The sequence below is a fragment of the Staphylococcus borealis genome, assembly GCF_001224225.1.
In the GTDB taxonomy this organism is placed as follows: domain Bacteria; phylum Bacillota; class Bacilli; order Staphylococcales; family Staphylococcaceae; genus Staphylococcus; species Staphylococcus borealis.
The window spans coordinates 265,543-284,236 of sequence record NZ_CUEE01000001.1; the positions used below are offsets into that span (position 1 = coordinate 265,543).

The window sequence follows — 18,694 nt, forward strand, 5'->3', positions numbered from 1 at the left end:
TTTTAATAGGATATAGCACAAATTATAATTTCATTGTCCCAATCTATTTTTACATTCATACGTCATGGTATAGTTAAATTAATTCGTAAGTGTAGGTGATGATTTAGTGGTAACGATTAATACAATAACTGGTTCCTTTCAAGGGGTAACACATCATAATATAGAACAATTTCTAGGTATACCTTAGGCACAGCCGCCGATTGGTAATCGCCGTTTCAAACATGCTAGCCCACGATATAGCTATGATACGTTAGTTGATGCAACGCGCTTTAGAGCCATCCCACCACAACCGTACAATAAGTTAGAAACATTCTTTTCATCTAAACAACATACGTTCAAACAGGATGAAGATTGTTTATATTTAAATATTTGGCGTCAATCGTCTGGTAAATCTAAGAAGCCTGTTATCATTTATTTTTATGGTGGTGGCTTTGTGAATGGTCATGGTTCGGCCGAATTATATACACCAGAACATATTGTTGCCCAACATGATGTCATTGTAATTACATTTAACTATCGATTAGGTGCCTTAGGCTTTCTAGATTGGTCTTATTTTAATGCGCAGTATGATAAAAATAACGGCCTATCTGATCAAATTGCGTTATTAAAATGGGTTGCACACTTTATTGAATACTTTGATGGCGATCCTAACAATGTCACATTATGCGGACAATCCGCAGGCAGTATGAGTATTCAAGCTTTAATGCAGCAACCACAACTGGACCACTATTACCACCAAGTCATGTTATTAAGTGGCGTATTACAGCTAGATTCCGTAGAAACAGGTGTGCACAAAGCTAAACACTTCGATGCCTTAATCCAACAGCACTTCTCCGGAAAAAGTATACACGATTTAGACACGCAAGCATTGCTACAGTTAATGGCATATGATGAACAAGCACGTGGCAAATCCAAAGGCTTAGAATTAATATATCAACCGATTAACGAGACAACGATGTGCCGTCCACTTACTCACTTTAATAAACCTGTTGTGTTAGGCTATACAAAGGATGAAGGTGATTGTTATATCCGTAATGAATCACGTAAACTTGAGCCACAGCGTTTTGTTAATGTGATGAAATTGAATCATATCAACGTTGATTTTAATCATGTTCAAACGGGTCAACAACAAGCTGAAGTTGTGACAGCGTTATATTTTATAAGACCGACACTTAACTTGTTACACCAAATGCGTGAGAATCCGCGTCGTTGGCTAATACGATTTGATTGGGCTCGACCTGAATATGTTGATTTCGCAAGTGCCTATCATATTTTAGACGTCGTCTTTTGGTTTGGTAAGATGGCTATACTTAAGGCGCATAACATCAAATTGCACACTTCTGATATTGAATTAAGCAAACGTATGATAAATGACATCGTTCATTATGCCACAACAGGTACCATGCCCTACGCACCCTATTCAATTGATCACACAGAACCACACATATACAATAATTAAAAAAATAGGGAGAGGACAGAATTTGTTAAAATTCTGTCCTCTCCCAGCTTGTATTAAGCGCCTTCTTAGTTCAGTCAGCTACTGCGAATTTGCAAAATAGCTTCATTATATTACTTTTGTTCGAGCCTCTCCCAGCTTGCTTAAAGTGTCTTCTCAGTTCAGTCAGCTACTGTGAATTCACAAAATAGCATTATCTTATTATTTATGTCTCAGCCTCTTCTATATTCAATCATAAGATACACTTAGTTTTTAGCATAATGTACATTTTTCAATGTAAGCACGATGATAAGTCCTAGTAAGCCAATAAAGGCACTAACAAATGTGACCGCTTCTACATTCGTATTTGATACAACAAGGCCACCGATAATACCACCTATACCAATACCTGCATTCAGACAAGACATATTCCAACTCATCACTTGACTTGTGTCACCTTCAACATGTTCGATGATACCACTTTGTATTGCTGGATTAGTACTCCATTGTACGATATTCCAAATAAAGAGCGCTACGAGTAATAACACCGTTGTTGACAATACTAAATTAATTGCAAGCATAACTACAATAAACACAGTAAACGCAATGATTAACCAACGTTTACTTGTTAATTTATCAGCGAGTACACCACCCATTGATGTACCAACAACGCCAGCAACACCATTAACGAGTAGCGCTAATGATACATAGCCCATGGTATGACCATTTTCCAAAATAAGTGGATTGATAAATACAAATGTCACTGAATTGGCAATTAAAATAAGTAATGTAATCGCAAGAAACTTAACGATTTCAATTGGTCGAACAATATGAGATGTGACTTGATTATCTTCAGAAACGTTATTATACATTCGATTGGCTTGATTAAGTTCTGTAGTTGTAGGAAGATATTTCAACATTAATAAGCCGGCAATAAGACTGATAACAATAATAAATACGAACGTAAAACGCCAGCCAACCCAGTCACCAATCATCGTACCAATTGGCACACCAAAGACATTGGCCCCACTAAATCCAGTATAAACTACGCCAATCATCTTACCTCTATTCTTAGGTATTGTCAGCATAGCCGTTAATGCTAAGACTTTAACGATAATTAAGGATGCTGCAGCTGAAGATAATATTCGTCCAACGACTAGAATCGTAAAGTTAGGTGCAATGGCGATAATACCATTCCCTACGACAAAGGCCACTAAAGTCCATAAAAGAACGGGACGTGCAGGAAATCGATTCGTTAATTTAACCAGTATAGGTCCACATATGGCGAAGGTTAATGCGTAAAGTGTAACCAGTTGCCCGATAATCGCTTCTGAAACACCTAGGTCATCGCTCATTAAATTCATAATTCCAGCGACCATCATTTCAACCATGCCCACAATAAACACACTAATGATAAATGTCGCTATACGCATGACAGACATATTTCTTTCTCCTTTCATGTCATTATTTCTACATAAAAAAACAGTTACGCACTGTTCTTCAAATTTCGTAACTGTTCCATTATATAATATTCAATTATATTTTTCTTCCCCTATGTTTTAAAAGGTTTGTTCATTATTGTTGTATCGATGTTCGATAAGTTCTTGTAGAAAGGCACAAATGGCAAGTAATGCGAGCGCACCATAAATGACGTAATGATTATGTAGTACACCATCAATACCAAAATTCATATTAAAATATGATTCAACTAAGCTTGTTAAAACTCTGAGTATATTAAATAAAACAAGGATAAGTATGATAAACCCAAGCACATTGGAAATGACTTTCATTTCATTTGCTCCTTTGCTTATTGATTTACTTATATACTAAAATTTTTAAATTAAATGCTACTTAGTTTAATCTTAATTTTTCCTTAAATCATCATTATCAGAATAGTTAAATGTTAAAAAGTTGTATAAGATAGACAATGAGGTGGTATTCATGAACGACGACGTTCTCATTATTGAAGATGATAAAGATATTAATGCGTTAATGACATTATCTTTAAGTACGAAAGGGATACAACGTATCAAGTCTGTCGATAATATTGAAGATGCAAAATATGAACTATTGAATTTCAGCTTTCAGGTTATATTATTGGATTTAAACTTAAGATCTGAAGACGGTTATCAATTACTTAAATATATTGATTTAAAGGATACTGCCGTTATCGTGGTGACTGCGAAGGCAACAAATATCGATGTATATAAAGGATTTGAACATGGGGCTGTCGATTATATTAAAAAGCCATTTGATCCGATGGAGTTGTACTACAGAGTTTCTTTACATTTAAATGATACAGATCAATCGACGTACCATTATAAAGATTTAGCCATCAACTTCAACAGTATGGAAGTATTTGTTAATGACAAACCGATCAACCTGACAAATCGTGAATATAATTTATTAACTTATCTTATTAACAATAAAAACCAAGTACTGACTAAAGATCAACTCTATGCTAAAGTCTGGGGATATGATACCGGCGTGGATGATAATACTTTAATGGTCCATATTAGAACATTACGGAAGAAGATTGAAGCCACGCCGAATGCACCTAAAATGATTAAAACTGTACGTAGTAAAGGTTACATGTTTAAGGAAGATCGCGATGATCAATAAATTCACATTAAAATTTCTTAAGTATATGACGATATTTGTCCTTCTAAACTTTACTATTACATGTATCTTAGTGATCATACTATTTTTTAAAGTATTGCCTAATATTTACTGGGATATTAATGAAATTGAACCTACATACTTAGAGACGTATGGCATCACTCAAGCACCCAATGATAATCTAAAATCACTTGCCGAAAAGCGTCATGTTGACTTATATTTTGTTCGAAAAAATGGCGACATTCTCTATCCTAAATCAAAGCGTCATACAAACATAAAATCAACACTGTTAAAAAATATCAATAATGCGAATTCAGTTATATCAAAAGAAGGAACCTATCTTGTTTATATTTATAAAGATAAAATTGAACAACCTAAAATAACAAATGGTCATGAAATCAAGACGTCACAACTGCTTGATAGTATCGCTACACTTGATTTCAATCGTTACAACTATTCGGTTTCAAACAATGAACTTCATTTTGTAAGAAATCCAGGACAAAGAACGATATTGTGGAATGATAATTTTGGCGAAGCATTCAATGATAGTAAAAACACATATATTTTACTGTTCATCTCATTTATCATCGTTAACATCATCTTAATTGCTTTAACGGCAATGTTAATTTCGAAGCGACTCACAAGACCGTTATCTTTTTATATTGACTGGATTGGTAATTTATCGTTAGGTAAACTGCATCAGCCTACGTCGAAGCGAAAGCGATTTAAGAATCGTCGTACATATCCTGAATTGGATGCTTCTTTGTCACAATTAAATGAACAAATGTTGTCTGATAAGTTTTATCATAACCAAATATCATATTACAAATCAAAATGGATTAGCCAAATTTCTCATGATTTGAAATCGCCACTAACAACTATTTATGGTTATTCTAAGCTCATCCAGGCCGATAAACAGACGCAATCTTATGTTCAACTTATTTCGGAGAAAGCAACATTTATGAGTGATTTGATTGATAGTTTGAACCAAACGTTTGATATGGAAACGAACCAGACAAAACAAGATAAAGAAGATTTTCCGATTCAATCCACGGTCAATCGAATCACACACATTATCGGTTACGATTCTATAACATGTCACTTTTATTTAGAAGATAACGCCACATTTTACGGTAATAAATTGTATTTCGAGCGGCTATTAATTAATTTAATCAACAATAGTATTGATCATAATGAAATCAATCCTAACATTCATATGACTTTTTCTAAAATTGAAAATAAGTTAATGATTGATTACGTTGACGATGGTCAAGGCATACCACATTCAAATATAGATACATTATTTAATCAGTCGTATACATCGAAAGCGCATAAAGCACAACACGGTATTGGTTTATCGATTATTAAAGATGCTGTGAATTATCATCATGGCGCAATCACACTATTACCATCTAAACAAGGCGTTCATTTCCATATATTATTGGTGGATGACTCTTAAATATTATCTAAAAAAGTAAGGGCGTGGGACAACGAATTGAAATAAAATTCTGTCCTACGTCCTTACTTCTCATTTCGTCTATTCTTCATCATCAGGTGCATTGAGTGCGCTATTGCGTGCAACGAGTTGATGACGAACGTTAAAGAATTGATTATAGCTTAAATAAGTTGCAATTAGGGCTGACATGATTGTCGCTGTTGTGTGAATAAACACGACAAGTAATTGGAATTTAATCGCTTGTAATGGTGGTACGCCACCAATAATTAAACCTGTCATCATACCTGGTATCGAAACGAGACCATATGTTTTAACCGAGTCTATTGTAGGTACGATTGCAAGACGTATACTCTCTCTAATCGATGCTTTAGATGCCAATTTAGGTGTCGCTGCTAATGTAAGTTTAGATTCAATGTCGGTAATATCTTTCACAAAGGCACGGTCTAAGTTTTGATACGCTAAATTAATCGCAATTAATCCATTATTCGCTAACATGCCTCCAATTGGAATGACTTCGTTGGCTTTAAAATCGATAGCCCCTGCCAACACAGTAGCCGTTAAAGGTAACGCTGTTCCAATAAAAATGGCGATAAACGAAATCCAAAAGACATGATGCATTACTGGCGAAGCACGATTAATCGTATTCCATGACGCATTAATAATAATCACTAATACCGCTAACATTAATATCCACGCTTGATCAATTTTGAAAATATAATGCAAGATAAATCCTAATATAATCAACTGTACAACTGCGCGTATGGAAGCTACAACTAAATCTTTAATAATATGTAATCCTTCTTTATATGAAATAAAGATGGGAATTAATAATAATAAAGCAGTTAAACAAAGCGCTGTATTACTCATTCTGATTTAAAGCCTCCTCTTTCGTGATTTCACCATCGCTAATTGTAATTCGTCTATGGAAATGTCTCATACTTTGATCATCACTATGTGTAATCCATAACACGGATACACCTTCTTTTACCATGTCGAAAATCATATTTTCAATGGTCTGCTTATTTTGTGTATCAAGCGCACTTGTAGATTCATCTAATAATAATATGTCTGGACGGTATATGAGTTGACGGGCAATCGTAATCCTCTGACGCTCGCCGCCTGAAAGATGTTCAATTTTAGAATTCAAATCATATTGACCTAAGTTCACTTTCTTTAGTAAATCCATTGCTTTGTCTTTATCAAAGCGGTCATCTCGCGCTAACGCTGGAAATGACATGTTATCACCAATGGTTTCGCCAAAGAGCTGACTCTGTTGCATTAAATAACTGATCTTCATTCGTAATGTTTCAGGAGGATAATCGTTAAATGGCTTCCCTTTTAAATAGAGTTCCCCATCCGTCGGGCTAATTAAATTATTGATTTGCTTTAAAAATGTGCTCTTACCACTACCAGAGGGACCAATAATGGCAACTGCTTCTCCCTCAGCTAATTGAAAGTTAATATTTTTAAGTATCATACGTCTATCCGCTTTATATGATAAATGTTTGACATCTAATAACATCCTTTTACCAACCTCCTCATAATAAACACTGTTATGATTAAAAATAAATTAAAATCAGTCTGGGACATAAATAATATAAACATGCTAATTAGCAAATTCGCAGTAGCTGACTGAACTGAGAAGGCGCTTAAATCAAGCTTTTCTCAGTTCTAGTCATCCTTGCGAAGGTGGGCGGGGCCCCAACAAAGAGAATTTCACTAAGAAATTCTACAAGCAAAGCAAGTTGGGAGTCGGGGCCCCAGCAGAGAGAATTTCATTAAGAAATTCCAAAAGCAAAGCAAGCTGGGAGTGGACGACGAATTCAAAAGAATTCTGTCCCACGCCCATGAGCATTATTTATATCTATAATAACAAAAAAAGAAGTAAGATAAGTGTCTTCAAGTTGACATTTCTTGAAACACTGTATCTTACTTCTAATTTAATGCATCACTTACCAAATCAGCGGAATGATGATAGTAACATACGATATTAAGTTATTAATCATATGTAACGTAATCGTCGTTGCTAGATTCCGTCCACTGTAGTGATACGCGATCACAAATCCAATTGCCATAATAAGATATGGACCAATTTCAAATGGAGATGATGCACTTAACACATGTAAACTAGCAAATAACACGACTGAAACAACGTACATTGCGCCGTATGTTAATTTCTTACCAAGTTCATGAATAATTAAATGTCTAAAGAGCAATTCTTCAACAATTGGCGTTACGATAACAATATCTAGGAACAATACGGGCCAAATCCATTTTGTCTTGAAGAGCTCTTCGATTTGTTTATTGTTTTCAGTATTACTAAACTGATATTTCTCAGGTAATAATTCTATCAAGTTACCATATATATATTGTGCCAAATACATCGCAATGAGTACAACAACGATTAGTATGATATGTTTTTTCAAATCTTTAAAGCGCTGAATTGCTAATGGGATGAGCGACTTACGATGCATTAAATAAAACAATAGTAATAAGAGGCACTGCCCTAATAAAACAAAGATTTGATTAATTCCCATCACTTGCTTCATCATTGGCGCTTCGGATGTCTGCCCTGTAATCGCCATAATCATAATCATTGTAACAATCGTTAATATCAACGGCAGTACAATATTAATGATTAAATATCCTGGTATTAACCAAAAATCACGTTTCACAATTCGTTTCGATGCAAATTCATTTTTGAATGGTGCTTGCTTTGATGCTTCTTGCGCATGTTCATTTTCAAAAGTCATATGTCTCTCCTTATCTTTTTTTAACGATGTATGTTTAATCATGCTCAATATTTAAAAGAATCTTTCTATCATTGTAATAATAAATAAGATGAATTGTACAGAGCTATGATACAGATATGATGCTGCTAAATTCTTGCCAGTTCTCATATATATAACGATCGCCCCTAATGATAATATGAAATAAGGTATGACTTCCATAACGGATATAAAGTCATAAACCTGTACGCCTACTTCAATCACTATGCTCAACACAATGACGACACTAACATTTAGCCTTTTCCCAAGTTCATGAATCATTAAATGTCGATAAATTAATTCATGGATCAATGGTTGTAACACAACCATAGTAATAAAGGTAAATACAATTGCACTCGGATGATTAAATAAGCCTTCTAAACGAAGTTGCGCCTGTGTAATATCATAACCTATAGGCTTTGGTAGATACTGCGCTACAACATGAATCGCATAAAACAGTAGTAGTGCAAATAGTGTCACTGTAATGATTAACGGTATGTAATGACGTTTAGCTATACGATACTGTCTCAATGCGACATCAGCAATATCATATTTATGTAACGCAAAAAATGAAACGATAACGACAAATTGAGCAATGACAAAACTGATACTTAACGTTAAATTATATAAATAAAGTGGCGGTGGATCTTGCGTTATCATTGCATAGATACCTAAAACGCCAAACACAATAATAATAGGTACTAAAATTTGGAGCATGATGTAAATAGGAATCAATAAGAAATCTTTCTTCACTATTTGAGAACTCCCCCATTGATTTGTAGAAACCTCATGCGTGATTGCCTTTTTTCTTTTCTTCATAGGTCACCTCATACATCTTGTAAGTCATACTTTATCATCGAAATACATCTATGTCATATACCATTTGTTAACCTAACATATTAATAATTTTAAAAAATCGTAAATTTCTTCTTATTTTAAATTGTAAAAGATTTACATTGGTGTATGATTTAAATTGTAGAAGGTTTGAAGGGGGAGAAATAATAGTGATTTCTATACTTACAGTAATGCAGTTTATTGTGAACGTAATGATATTTATTGTCATACTTTCAATAATCGGCTTGGTACTTGTGTTGTTATTTAAAGATAAAGGACAAGATCAACACAGTGTCTTACGTAATTATCCTGTTCTAGGACGTGTACGTTACTTCGCAGAGAAGATTGGCCCGGAATTACGCCAATATTTGTTTGCGAATGATACAGAGGGGAAACCATTTTCAAGAATTCAGTACACAAATATCGTTCTAGCCGGTAAATACAATTCTCGAATGTCTAGTTTCGGGACACAACGCGCATATCAAGATGGATTTTACATACGTAACACCATGTTCCCATTACAACGTCATGAATTACAAATTGATAATCACGCTATGATTTCAACATTTGTCTATAAAGTAGATAGCGAGCGATTATTCAAACGTGATGAACATCGTGACCAAACAGACATTGATCCATACTACTTAACGGACGATAATGCCATCGTTCTAGGCGATGATTTGGAACATCCTTTTAAAGTAAAACGACTGGTTGGTCAATCAGGCATGAGTTATGGTGCATTAGGTGGTCGTGCAATCACTGCATTATCACAAGGCTTAGCTCGTGCAGGCACGTGGATGAATACCGGTGAAGGTGGCTTGTCAGAATATCACCTTAAAGGTGGCGGCGACCTCATCTTTCAAATTGGGCCTGGTCTATTCGGTGTTCGTGATAAAGATGGTAACTTTAGTGACGAACAATTTCTAAAAACAGCACACCACAAAGAAGTTAAAGCCTTTGAAATTAAACTGGCGCAAGGTGCCAAAACACGTGGTGGTCATATGGAAGGCAATAAAGTTACAGAAGAAATTGCCAAAATTAGAAATATCGAACCGTATAAAACGATTAACTCACCGAACCGCTTCGATTTTATTGACTCACCTGAAGATTTATTACAATTTGTTGATAAACTTCGCCAATTAGGTCAGAAACCTGTAGGCTTTAAAATTGTTGTAAGTAAAGTGGAAGAAATTGAATCACTCGTGCAAACAATGATTAAAATGAACATTTATCCTGACTTTATTACCATTGATGGTGGTGAAGGTGGTACCGGTGCTACGTTCCAAGAATTACAAGATGGTGTTGGTCTTCCATTATTTACCGCGCTTCCAATCGTATCTGGAATGTTAGAACGCCACCAAATCAGAGATAAAATGAAAATCTTTGCCTCAGGTAAGTTAATTACACCAGATAAAGTAGCAATTGCCTTAGGACTAGGTGCTGATTTAGTTAATATCGCTCGCGGTATGATGATTAGTGTTGGCTGTATTATGAGTCAACAATGTCACTTGAACACATGTCCTGTCGGCGTTGCAACGACAGATCCTAAGAAAGAGAAAGCGTTAATTGTTAATGAGAAGCAATATCGTGTGACAAACTATATCACAAGTTTACACGAAGGCTTATTTAACATCGCCGCTGCCGTCGGTGTTCAAAGTCCGAATGACATTACGAGTGATCACATTGTAATTAAACGTTTAGATGGTTCAATTGAAGACATTGTCGATTACAAACTGAAATTAATAAGTTAACTTGTTTACAAATCGAGATGAGAACTAGATAGTGATAATAGTTAGAGACAACATTTAAATACTTAAAGAAGACAATTTCTATATTATTTAATTAGGAATTGTCTTTTTTACATATCCAAGAACTTTATGTCACAGCTTCTTTCTTAGTTATTCTTGAGTTTAGCTAATGTACTATATATAAGTCGTTCAAAATTCTACACCAACCCATCTTAATTCCTACTAATTCAGTTTGATTTCATTTTAAAGTACTGTATAATAATTAAAAGTAAATTATCGGAATATTCTATTAATTGGAGGTAATACTCATGACAGACAATCATCCAAATTGGAAATTTGAAACACAAACAATTCATGCCGGTCAAGTAATCGATGAATTCTCTAAATCGCGTGCTGTCCCTATTTATCAAACATCTAGTTATGTCTTTGATGACACACAACATGCCCAAGACTTATTCTCACTGGCTAAACCAGGTAATATTTATACTCGAATTATGAACCCAACTCAGAATGTCTTTGAAGCTCGTATCACCCAATTAGAGGGTGGTGTCGGTGCATTAGCGACCTCTTCAGGTCAAGCAGCTATCACACTTGCATTACTCAATATTGTGGAATCTGGTTCAGAAATCGTTGCATCATCTAACCTATACGGTGGTTCTTATAATTTATTAAACATTACATTTAAAAAGCTAGGCATTAAAGTTCACTTCGTTGACCCTAGTGATCCTAACAATTTTAATGAAGTAATTAATGATAAAACGAAAGCGATTTATGCCGAAACTATCGGCAACCCAGCCATTGATGTATTAGATATCGAAGCAGTAGCAAAAATTGCTCACGATAATGGTTTACCACTTGTCATTGATAATACATTTGCCTCTCCTTATTTATGTCGTCCATTCGAACACGGTGCTGATGTTGTAATCCATTCAGCTACTAAATTTATTGGTGGTCATGGTACGTCAATAGGAGGCATTATTGTAGATAGTGGTAAATTTAACTGGGATAACGGCAAATTCCCTGGATTAGTCGAACCTGACCCAAGTTATCATGGCATTTCATATACTAATGATGTCGGAGAAGCTGCATATATTACTAAAGCACGTGTTCAATTATTACGTGACTTAGGTTCAGCTGTATCACCTTACAATGTTCATGAATTTTTAATTGGTTTGGAAACACTACATTTACGTATGGAACGTCATTCTGAAAATGCTCTAAAAGTTGCTCAATTTTTAGAGCAACATCCTAAAGTTACTTGGGTTAACTATCCTGGCCTTAAAGACAACAAATATCATAGCTTAGCTAAAAAGTACCTACCTAAAGGACAAGGTGCTATTCTTACATTTGGAGTAGATGGTTCAGTTGAGGATATTGCTCGCTTCGTTGATAAATTACAACTATTCTCATTACTTGCAAATGTAGGTGACTCTAAGTCACTCGTCATCCACCCGGCAAGTACAACACATCAACAATTAACTGAAGCGGAACAACGACAATCCGGTGTACTTCCAGAAATGGTTCGCCTATCTATTGGTACTGAAAATGCTGATGATATTATTAACGACTTAAACGATGCACTTAGTATCATTTAAGTCATAAAAATAAGCTGTAACGACCTGAACATTCATCGTCGTTACAGCTTTTTTGATTCATTATTCATCTGTCATATTACTTTTTTGTTTAAAGCCCAGTTTTTTTAATTCTCTTACAGTGCCTTCCATATTGACTTTTTTGTCATTTTTAGACGTTGACATTAAAGAAAAATGATTTTTGACTGCTTTGATATCTGCTTTTTTATAGTTAATATCAATTGTTTCAACCCACTTTTCATGATTATGCTTTAAACTATAAGATACACCTTTTAAATCTTTCAGTTGACGGTGATCTTCAAACATCTTCTTAGCTTCTTTCTTAGACATACCGAAATCATTATATTTCAATGTCGTTACTGTTGATTGTTTAACTACTTTATTCTTTTTATAAGACAATGTAGTTAACACATGCTTACCATCCATGTCCCCTTCATAAGTCTTAGAACGCTCTTTACTACATGCGCCTAATATACTGACACTTAACACTAATAATATCGTTAACATAAAGCACTTTTTCATCATACTCATCTACTTCCCACTATGTCATTTTCAAATAAATTATAGCATTTACTTTATCTTATTATGTATATCATTACCAGATAATTCGTATTAGAAACACTTTTTTCAGAAAATCAAATGCCGACATGCTACAATATGAGTAAATAATGACGTGAGGAAGTGTGTGCATATGAAAGAATCAATCGAATTATTAAAATCATTGACCGATGTTAACGGCATTGCTGGTTATGAACACAATGTTAAAGCAAAGATGAAATCCTATTTAGAGCCAGTGAGTGATGAAATTGTTGAAGATGGCTTAGGTGGCATCTTTGGTAAAAAAGCGAGTGACAATGGTACAAAGTCACTTATGGTAGCGGGTCACTTAGATGAAATCGGCTTTATTGTAACCAAAATCGATAATAATGGATTTATTAAATTCCAACCAATTGGTGGTTGGTGGAATCAAGTCATGTTATCTCAAAAAGTAACTATCACAACCGATGATGGTACTGAGATTCGTGGTCTTATAGGCTCAAAACCACCACATGTCTTAGATCCTGAAGAACGTAAGAAACCAATCCAAATTAAAGACATGTTTATAGATATTGGTGTAAGAAGTAAAGAAGACGCTGAAAATCACGGTATCGAAGTGGGCAACATGATTACACCATACAGTGAATTTGAGCAACTTGCGAATGGTAAATATTTAACGGCTAAAGCCTTTGACAATCGTTATGGTTGTGCACTTGCTGTCGATGTATTAAAACGTCTCAAAGATGAACATATCGGCATTGATCTATATGCAGGCGCAACTGTACAGGAAGAAGTGGGATTACGCGGTGCTAAAGTAGCTGCCAATAAAATCAAACCTGATCTTGCTATTGCTGTAGATGTTGCAGTGGCCTATGATACACCGGGTATGAATCAACTTGGTAGTGATACGACTTTAGGTAATGGCCCTGTCGTTATTTTAATGGACGCATCAAATGTTGCCCACCAAGGCTTACGCCAACATATTAAAGAAGTAGCTAAGAGACATTACATTACTGTGCAATGGGATACCACTGCTGGTGGCGGTACTGATGCTGGTAGTATCCATGTAGCGAATGAGGGTATTCCTACCATTTCCATCGGTGTAGCGCTACGTTATATGCATTCAAATGTTTCTGTATTACACACAGATGATTATGAAAATTCAGTTCGCCTAGTAACTGAAATCGTTCGTTCACTTAACGATGATGCTTATAACAGAATAAAATGGTAATTTGCGAAGGAAAGGGAGAGGGACAGAATTCTTTTGAATTCTGTCCCTCTCCCTTTAAATAATATGATGTTTTTCTATTCTACTGAGTGCTTCCAGCTATCATCACTTAGCATCTCTCCAGGCCAAGTATAAGCCATAACACCACCATCAATTCGAACTGTTTCACCTGTAATAAATGAACTATCATCAGATGCTAGGAAAGCCACGAGTTTACCTACTTCTTCAGGTTTACCTAAACGACCAAGTGGAGTGACCCATTTCTGATTATCGCGGAATGTTTTACCCGCTTCATCTTCAGACGTTCCTGCTAAATTATCCACTAATGGTGTCTCAATAGTACCTGGTGCAATGGCATTTGCACGAATATTTTCACGGCCGTATTCAATCGCAATCGATTTAGTAAAGTTAATCACTGCCCCTTTAGCCGCATTGTAACCTGAACGGTATAAATCTGCAGCTTGACCAGAGAATGATGCCGTATTAATAATTGAACCCCCTTGATCCATCATTAATGGTAGTAAGAACTTAGTTACTAAGAATGTCCCACGCATATCCACTGCCATGATTTTGTCGAACACTTCTACAGGATATTCATGAATACGACCTGCACCATTATCCACACCTGCGTTATTAAAGATAATATCTACACGTCCATATGTCGCTTTAGCTTTATCCGCAAAATCTTGAACTTGTTGATCATCTGAAATATCTACTTTATACGCAGTCGCTTTGCCACCATTGTTATTGATTGCTTCAACAGTCTTTTCTAATTCATCTGAAATATCCAGCGCTAATACATGAGCACCTTCATTAGCTAATGCTTTTGCTGATGCTTGCCCTATACCTGTACTTGCACCTGTAATCACTGCAATTTTATTTTCTAAACGTTTCATAAAGGCCTTCACTCCTATTTTTCCAATCTTATTAATGAAACTAAATGTATCTATTCAATATATATTTTCCACACTTCAAATGCACTCAAACCCTATTCCGAAAATGATACCGCTTACCCTTAAAAACATGATTTAATTCTATATACATAAGCTAATATTATTGTACTTATCTTATACATAACCAATTCTTATATTTAAATTTCTGAAAATTGCTATATTTTAAAAAACATTTTGTTATACTTTGTGTTAACGAACAAAGGGGGCCATTTTATGACCACTAAAACAAATAAAAAAACATCTATCGTTAATAAATTACTTAATGGCGTAGAAAAAGCTGGTAACAAATTACCAGACCCTGCCATGCTCTTTTTCTTAATGTGTATTGGTTTAGCCGTTATTACTTGGATCGTTTCTCTGTTTGATGTATCGGTTAAGCATCCAGGAAATGGAGATACCATACATATAAAGAGTATTCTGAGTACTGAAGGTATCGCCATGATTATGAATGATGCCATTAAGAACTTCTCAGAGTTCCCTGCACTTGGTCTTGTATTAGCTGTAATGATTGGTGTCGGTGCTGCTGAGAAATCAGGGTACTTTGATAAATTAATGATTTCAGTTGTGAATCGCGCATCAAAACGCATCATTGTACCTACTATTATTTTAATTGGTATATTAGGCAGCTTAGCTGGCGATGCAGCAACAGTCATCTTGCCGCCACTTGCTGCAATGATTTTTATTAAGATTGGCTATCATCCCATCGCTGGTCTTGCAATGGCCTATGCGTCATCACTAGGTGGATTTGGTGCCAACTTCTTAATTGGTATGCAGGATGCACTTGTTTATGCATTTACAGAACCTGCAACGAAGATTGTTTCAGATAGTGTCAAGATTAATGTTGCAATGAACTGGTACTTTATTGCAGCGAGTGTGATCTTGGTACTTCCTGTGATTTATTTCACTACAACAAAGGTTGTTATTCCACGTTTAGGCGACTATGATGCGAGTCAAGCGGATTACGATGAAGATGAGGAAACATCATCACATATTACGCCAACAGAGAAAAAAGCGTTGTTCTGGGCAAACATGTCTTTCGTGATACTCATCGTAGCGTTAATCATTTGTTGCCTACCAGAAAGTAGTTGGTTAAGAAACGCAAAAACTGGAAGTCTTATTGATGATTCTCCATTAATTAATGGTGTGGGCTTAGTCATCCTCGTTATTTTCTTAATTCCTGGGATTGTTTACGGGATTTTAAGTAAACAGATTCAGAATTCCAAAGATGTAGGTAGCATGATTAGTGACTCACTTGGTTCTATGGGATCATTTATATTAATCGTCTTCTTTGCCGCTCAATTACTCGCCTTTTTACAATGGAGTAATCTAGGGATTATTGTGTCAGTCTATGGCGCTAAATTATTACAACATCAAAATGGGATTGTGCTCATCATCGGCATTATCATATTGAGTAGTTTAATTAACTTAATTATTGGAAGCGCATCTGCTAAATGGGGTATTCTTGCGCCAATCTTTGTACCAATGATGATTCTACTCGGTTATCATCCAGCGTTTACACAAATGATTTATCGTGTCGGTGATTCTATTACAAACCCTATTACACCAATGATGCCTTATATGCCACTGGTGCTATCTTATGCGCAAAAGTATGATAAAAATATGAAACTAGGTTCTCTACTTTCGAGTTTAATGCCATACACCTTCGCATTAGGTATTGTGTGGACCTTATTCGTCATTGCGTGGTACCTTCTTGGCATTCCACTCGGACCAGGTGGCCCTGTCAAAATTCCACACTAATTCGCAATACATCGTGATAATTAAAACGCAAATCTATGTAAAAACCTTCTCATTTATTGAGAAGGTTTATTTATATGTAATCCCTTACAAAATTTTTTACTTATTACCAATAATTATGTCACTCTCTCTTTTTCAAAGCGTGATATTACGGTAAAATAAAGGTATAGAAGTGTATTCATTATTAACATTATTTTAGGCATTTAGGAGGACACGATGGAAGAACGAATAGGTTTAGTAGATATTGGATCCAACACAATCAGATTAGTTATTTTCAACTTTAATAAAGCGACAGGCATTAATGAATTGCTCAACATTAAGACCCCTGCACGTCTAAGCCAATATCTCACTAAAGATAATAAGATGAGTAAAGACGGCATAAAAGTACTCATTGATGCACTACACAGTTTCAAATCTGTGTCAGATAAATTCAATGTAACCGAGTTACATCCGATTGCTACAGCAGCAATTCGTCAGTCTAAAAACAATGACGAAATCGTCAAGGAAGTTAAAAAGGAAGTAGGCATCGATATTAAAATCGTACCTGAATCGGACGAAGCCTACTACGGTTACTATGCAATCACACATACGACGGAAATCGAAAATGGTGTATCCGTTGATATCGGCGGTGGTTCGACTGAAGTAACATTATTTAAAGATAAAGAACTTTTTGAATCTCACAGCTTCCCTTTCGGTGTCGTGACACTCAAAAGAAAATTCTTCAATGACAAAGCGCACAATGACAAAGGTGCTATTAAAGATATGGAGAAATTCTTATCACAACAATTTGAATCGTTAGAATGGCTTAAAGATCAAAAGGTTGCGCTTGTGGGTGTTGGTGGTTCCGCTCGAAATGTTGCGCGTATTCATCAAGCCGAGCATTCATATCCTATTGGCGGTGTCCACAACTACACAATGACGAATAAAGATATCGATGAAGTCTTTGATATCATTCGTAAAAACGATCGTGATGATTTAACCAACCTTGATGGTTTAAGTCGTGATCGTGCAGATATTATCCTTCCAGCGGTATCCGTATTCAAAACATTATATAAAATTGTAGACGCAAAGCAGTTTACATTCTCAAGAAACGGTCTACGTGAAGGCTATGTCATGAAACAAGTTCGTGAACGCTACCCTGACGTCTTTGATAAACATAACGTCCGTAAAGAGTCCATCCATTTCTTAGCACGTGAATACAAGATTGAAGATGTTAGTTCACAAGCGCGTCTCAAACTAGCTAAATCGTTATTATCACAACTCATTGATATCGCAGATTTAGATATTAACGACAATGAGCAACGTCTCTTTGAAGAAGGCGCTTATATATACTATCTTGGTAGTTTCATCGATTCTGATTCAAGTTCTCCACACACGTATTACATCATTGCTAACTCAATGATAAATGGCTATACACATAAGGACCGAGTAAAATTGGCGTTACTTGCCAGCTTTAAAAATAAATCACTATTGAAATTCTATTGCCAAGAAACGGATTGGTTCAGCAATAAGGAAATAGATTCAATCCAAACATTAGGTGGCATTATTAAATTCATTAACGCATTAAACATTTCACAAACAAGCTTTGTTGTCGATGTCGAATTGAAGAAAAAGAAAAAAGGCGACGACGACTATCAATTAACTGTATTTTATACAGAAGGCGAGCCTATTGCCGAAGAATATCAAGCAAATAGACAGAAAAAACATATTGAAAAGATACTTAAAGGAAATGTTTCTATCATCTTTACAAAATCTTAAAACAAGTATGC

The 18,694-nt window shown here is 35.4% G+C and carries 15 protein-coding genes and 1 pseudogene; 8 read left to right on the forward strand and 8 right to left on the reverse strand.

Going from position 1 to position 18,694, the window contains the following annotated elements; all coding sequences use genetic code 11:
- Positions 1 to 106 precede the first annotated feature (106 nt).
- Positions 107 to 1,459, forward strand: a pseudogene (locus AK212_RS01360) (carboxylesterase family protein).
- Positions 1,460 to 1,701: 242 nt separating this feature from the next.
- On the opposite strand, the gene AK212_RS01365 reads toward AK212_RS01360, so the two are convergent.
- Complete coding sequence (locus AK212_RS01365) at positions 1,702 to 2,877, reverse strand: MFS transporter (RefSeq protein ID WP_053028747.1); 1,176 nt, start codon at positions 2,875 to 2,877, stop codon at positions 1,702 to 1,704.
- 117 nt (positions 2,878 to 2,994) lie between these two features.
- Positions 2,995 to 3,225 (reverse strand): hypothetical protein, encoded by a 231-nt coding sequence (locus AK212_RS01370; protein ID WP_053028748.1) that lies wholly within the window; start codon positions 3,223 to 3,225, stop codon positions 2,995 to 2,997.
- A gap of 151 nt (positions 3,226 to 3,376) precedes the next feature.
- Here AK212_RS01370 and AK212_RS01375 point away from each other — a divergent pair, with 151 nt between their 5' ends.
- Together AK212_RS01375 and AK212_RS01380 are read left to right on the forward strand one after the other, a co-directional pair.
- Positions 3,377 to 4,057, forward strand: a complete 681-nt coding sequence (locus AK212_RS01375; protein ID WP_053028749.1) for a response regulator transcription factor — start codon at positions 3,377 to 3,379, stop codon at positions 4,055 to 4,057.
- Entirely contained in the window at positions 4,047 to 5,513 is a 1,467-nt protein-coding gene (locus tag AK212_RS01380) for a sensor histidine kinase (protein ID WP_053028750.1), read from the forward strand. The genes AK212_RS01375 and AK212_RS01380 overlap by 11 nt, the downstream gene beginning before the upstream one ends.
- A gap of 78 nt (positions 5,514 to 5,591) precedes the next feature.
- On the opposite strand, the gene AK212_RS01385 is transcribed toward AK212_RS01380, so the two are convergent.
- The 4 genes from AK212_RS01385 to lnsB form a co-directional block, all read right to left on the reverse strand.
- On the reverse strand, positions 5,592 to 6,377 hold the full coding sequence (locus AK212_RS01385) for an ABC transporter permease (protein ID WP_053028751.1): 786 nt from the start codon (positions 6,375 to 6,377) through the stop codon (positions 5,592 to 5,594).
- A complete protein-coding gene (locus tag AK212_RS01390; RefSeq protein WP_053028752.1) occupies positions 6,370 to 7,032 on the reverse strand; it encodes an ABC transporter ATP-binding protein in 663 nt (220 codons plus the stop codon). The genes AK212_RS01385 and AK212_RS01390 overlap by 8 nt, the downstream gene beginning before the upstream one ends.
- A 430-nt stretch (positions 7,033 to 7,462) precedes the next feature.
- Positions 7,463 to 8,263 carry a CPBP family intramembrane glutamic endopeptidase gene (locus AK212_RS01395; protein ID WP_053028753.1) on the reverse strand — a complete coding sequence of 267 codons (801 nt, stop codon included), beginning with the start codon at positions 8,261 to 8,263 and terminating at the stop codon, positions 7,463 to 7,465.
- A gap of 51 nt (positions 8,264 to 8,314) precedes the next feature.
- A complete protein-coding gene (gene lnsB / locus AK212_RS01400) occupies positions 8,315 to 9,097 on the reverse strand; it encodes a CPBP family lipoprotein N-acylation protein LnsB (RefSeq protein ID WP_053028754.1) in 783 nt (260 codons plus the stop codon).
- 188 nt (positions 9,098 to 9,285) lie between these two features.
- Here lnsB and AK212_RS01405 point away from each other — a divergent pair, with 188 nt between their 5' ends.
- Positions 9,286 to 10,863 (forward strand): FMN-binding glutamate synthase family protein, encoded by a 1,578-nt coding sequence (locus AK212_RS01405; protein ID WP_154392007.1) that lies wholly within the window; start codon positions 9,286 to 9,288, stop codon positions 10,861 to 10,863.
- 305 nt (positions 10,864 to 11,168) lie between these two features.
- A complete protein-coding gene (locus AK212_RS01410; RefSeq protein WP_053028755.1) occupies positions 11,169 to 12,455 on the forward strand; it encodes an O-acetylhomoserine aminocarboxypropyltransferase/cysteine synthase family protein in 1,287 nt (428 codons plus the stop codon).
- A gap of 60 nt (positions 12,456 to 12,515) precedes the next feature.
- On the opposite strand, the gene AK212_RS01415 is transcribed toward AK212_RS01410, so the two are convergent.
- Entirely contained in the window at positions 12,516 to 12,983 is a 468-nt protein-coding gene (locus tag AK212_RS01415; protein WP_231119743.1) for a YehR family lipoprotein, read from the reverse strand.
- A 160-nt stretch (positions 12,984 to 13,143) separates the two neighbouring features.
- On the opposite strand from AK212_RS01415, the gene AK212_RS01420 reads away from it, so the two are divergent.
- Positions 13,144 to 14,220, forward strand: coding sequence for a M42 family metallopeptidase (locus AK212_RS01420; RefSeq protein WP_053028757.1), 1,077 nt, complete (start codon positions 13,144 to 13,146; stop codon positions 14,218 to 14,220).
- 74 nt (positions 14,221 to 14,294) lie between these two features.
- Here the strand turns inward: AK212_RS01420 and AK212_RS01425 are convergent, their stop codons facing one another.
- Positions 14,295 to 15,113, reverse strand: coding sequence for an SDR family oxidoreductase (locus AK212_RS01425; protein WP_053028758.1), 819 nt, complete (start codon positions 15,111 to 15,113; stop codon positions 14,295 to 14,297).
- A gap of 270 nt (positions 15,114 to 15,383) precedes the next feature.
- Here AK212_RS01425 and AK212_RS01430 point away from each other — a divergent pair, with 270 nt between their 5' ends.
- A complete protein-coding gene (locus tag AK212_RS01430) occupies positions 15,384 to 16,928 on the forward strand; it encodes an AbgT family transporter (protein WP_053028759.1) in 1,545 nt (514 codons plus the stop codon).
- Between the two features lie 213 nt (positions 16,929 to 17,141).
- Positions 17,142 to 18,683, forward strand: coding sequence for an exopolyphosphatase (gene ppx, locus AK212_RS01435; protein WP_053028760.1), 1,542 nt, complete (start codon positions 17,142 to 17,144; stop codon positions 18,681 to 18,683).
- The last annotated feature ends 11 nt before the right edge of the window (positions 18,684 to 18,694 follow it).

Coding starts and splice junctions, on each gene's coding strand:
- AK212_RS01365 (WP_053028747.1), bottom strand. CDS start 2,877: ATGTCTGTCATGCGTATAGCGACATTTATCATTAGTGTGTTTATTGTG.
- AK212_RS01370 (WP_053028748.1), bottom strand. CDS start 3,225: ATGAAAGTCATTTCCAATGTGCTTGGGTTTATCATACTTATCCTTGTT.
- AK212_RS01375 (WP_053028749.1), top strand. CDS start 3,377: ATGAACGACGACGTTCTCATTATTGAAGATGATAAAGATATTAATGCG.
- AK212_RS01380 (WP_053028750.1), top strand. CDS start 4,047: ATGATCAATAAATTCACATTAAAATTTCTTAAGTATATGACGATATTT.
- AK212_RS01385 (WP_053028751.1), bottom strand. CDS start 6,377: ATGAGTAATACAGCGCTTTGTTTAACTGCTTTATTATTATTAATTCCC.
- AK212_RS01390 (WP_053028752.1), bottom strand. CDS start 7,032: ATGTTATTAGATGTCAAACATTTATCATATAAAGCGGATAGACGTATG.
- AK212_RS01395 (WP_053028753.1), bottom strand. CDS start 8,263: ATGACTTTTGAAAATGAACATGCGCAAGAAGCATCAAAGCAAGCACCA.
- lnsB (WP_053028754.1), bottom strand. CDS start 9,097: ATGAAGAAAAGAAAAAAGGCAATCACGCATGAGGTTTCTACAAATCAA.
- AK212_RS01410 (WP_053028755.1), top strand. CDS start 11,169: ATGACAGACAATCATCCAAATTGGAAATTTGAAACACAAACAATTCAT.
- AK212_RS01415 (WP_231119743.1), bottom strand. CDS start 12,983: ATGAGTATGATGAAAAAGTGCTTTATGTTAACGATATTATTAGTGTTA.
- AK212_RS01420 (WP_053028757.1), top strand. CDS start 13,144: ATGAAAGAATCAATCGAATTATTAAAATCATTGACCGATGTTAACGGC.
- AK212_RS01425 (WP_053028758.1), bottom strand. CDS start 15,113: ATGAAACGTTTAGAAAATAAAATTGCAGTGATTACAGGTGCAAGTACA.
- AK212_RS01430 (WP_053028759.1), top strand. CDS start 15,384: ATGACCACTAAAACAAATAAAAAAACATCTATCGTTAATAAATTACTT.
- ppx (WP_053028760.1), top strand. CDS start 17,142: ATGGAAGAACGAATAGGTTTAGTAGATATTGGATCCAACACAATCAGA.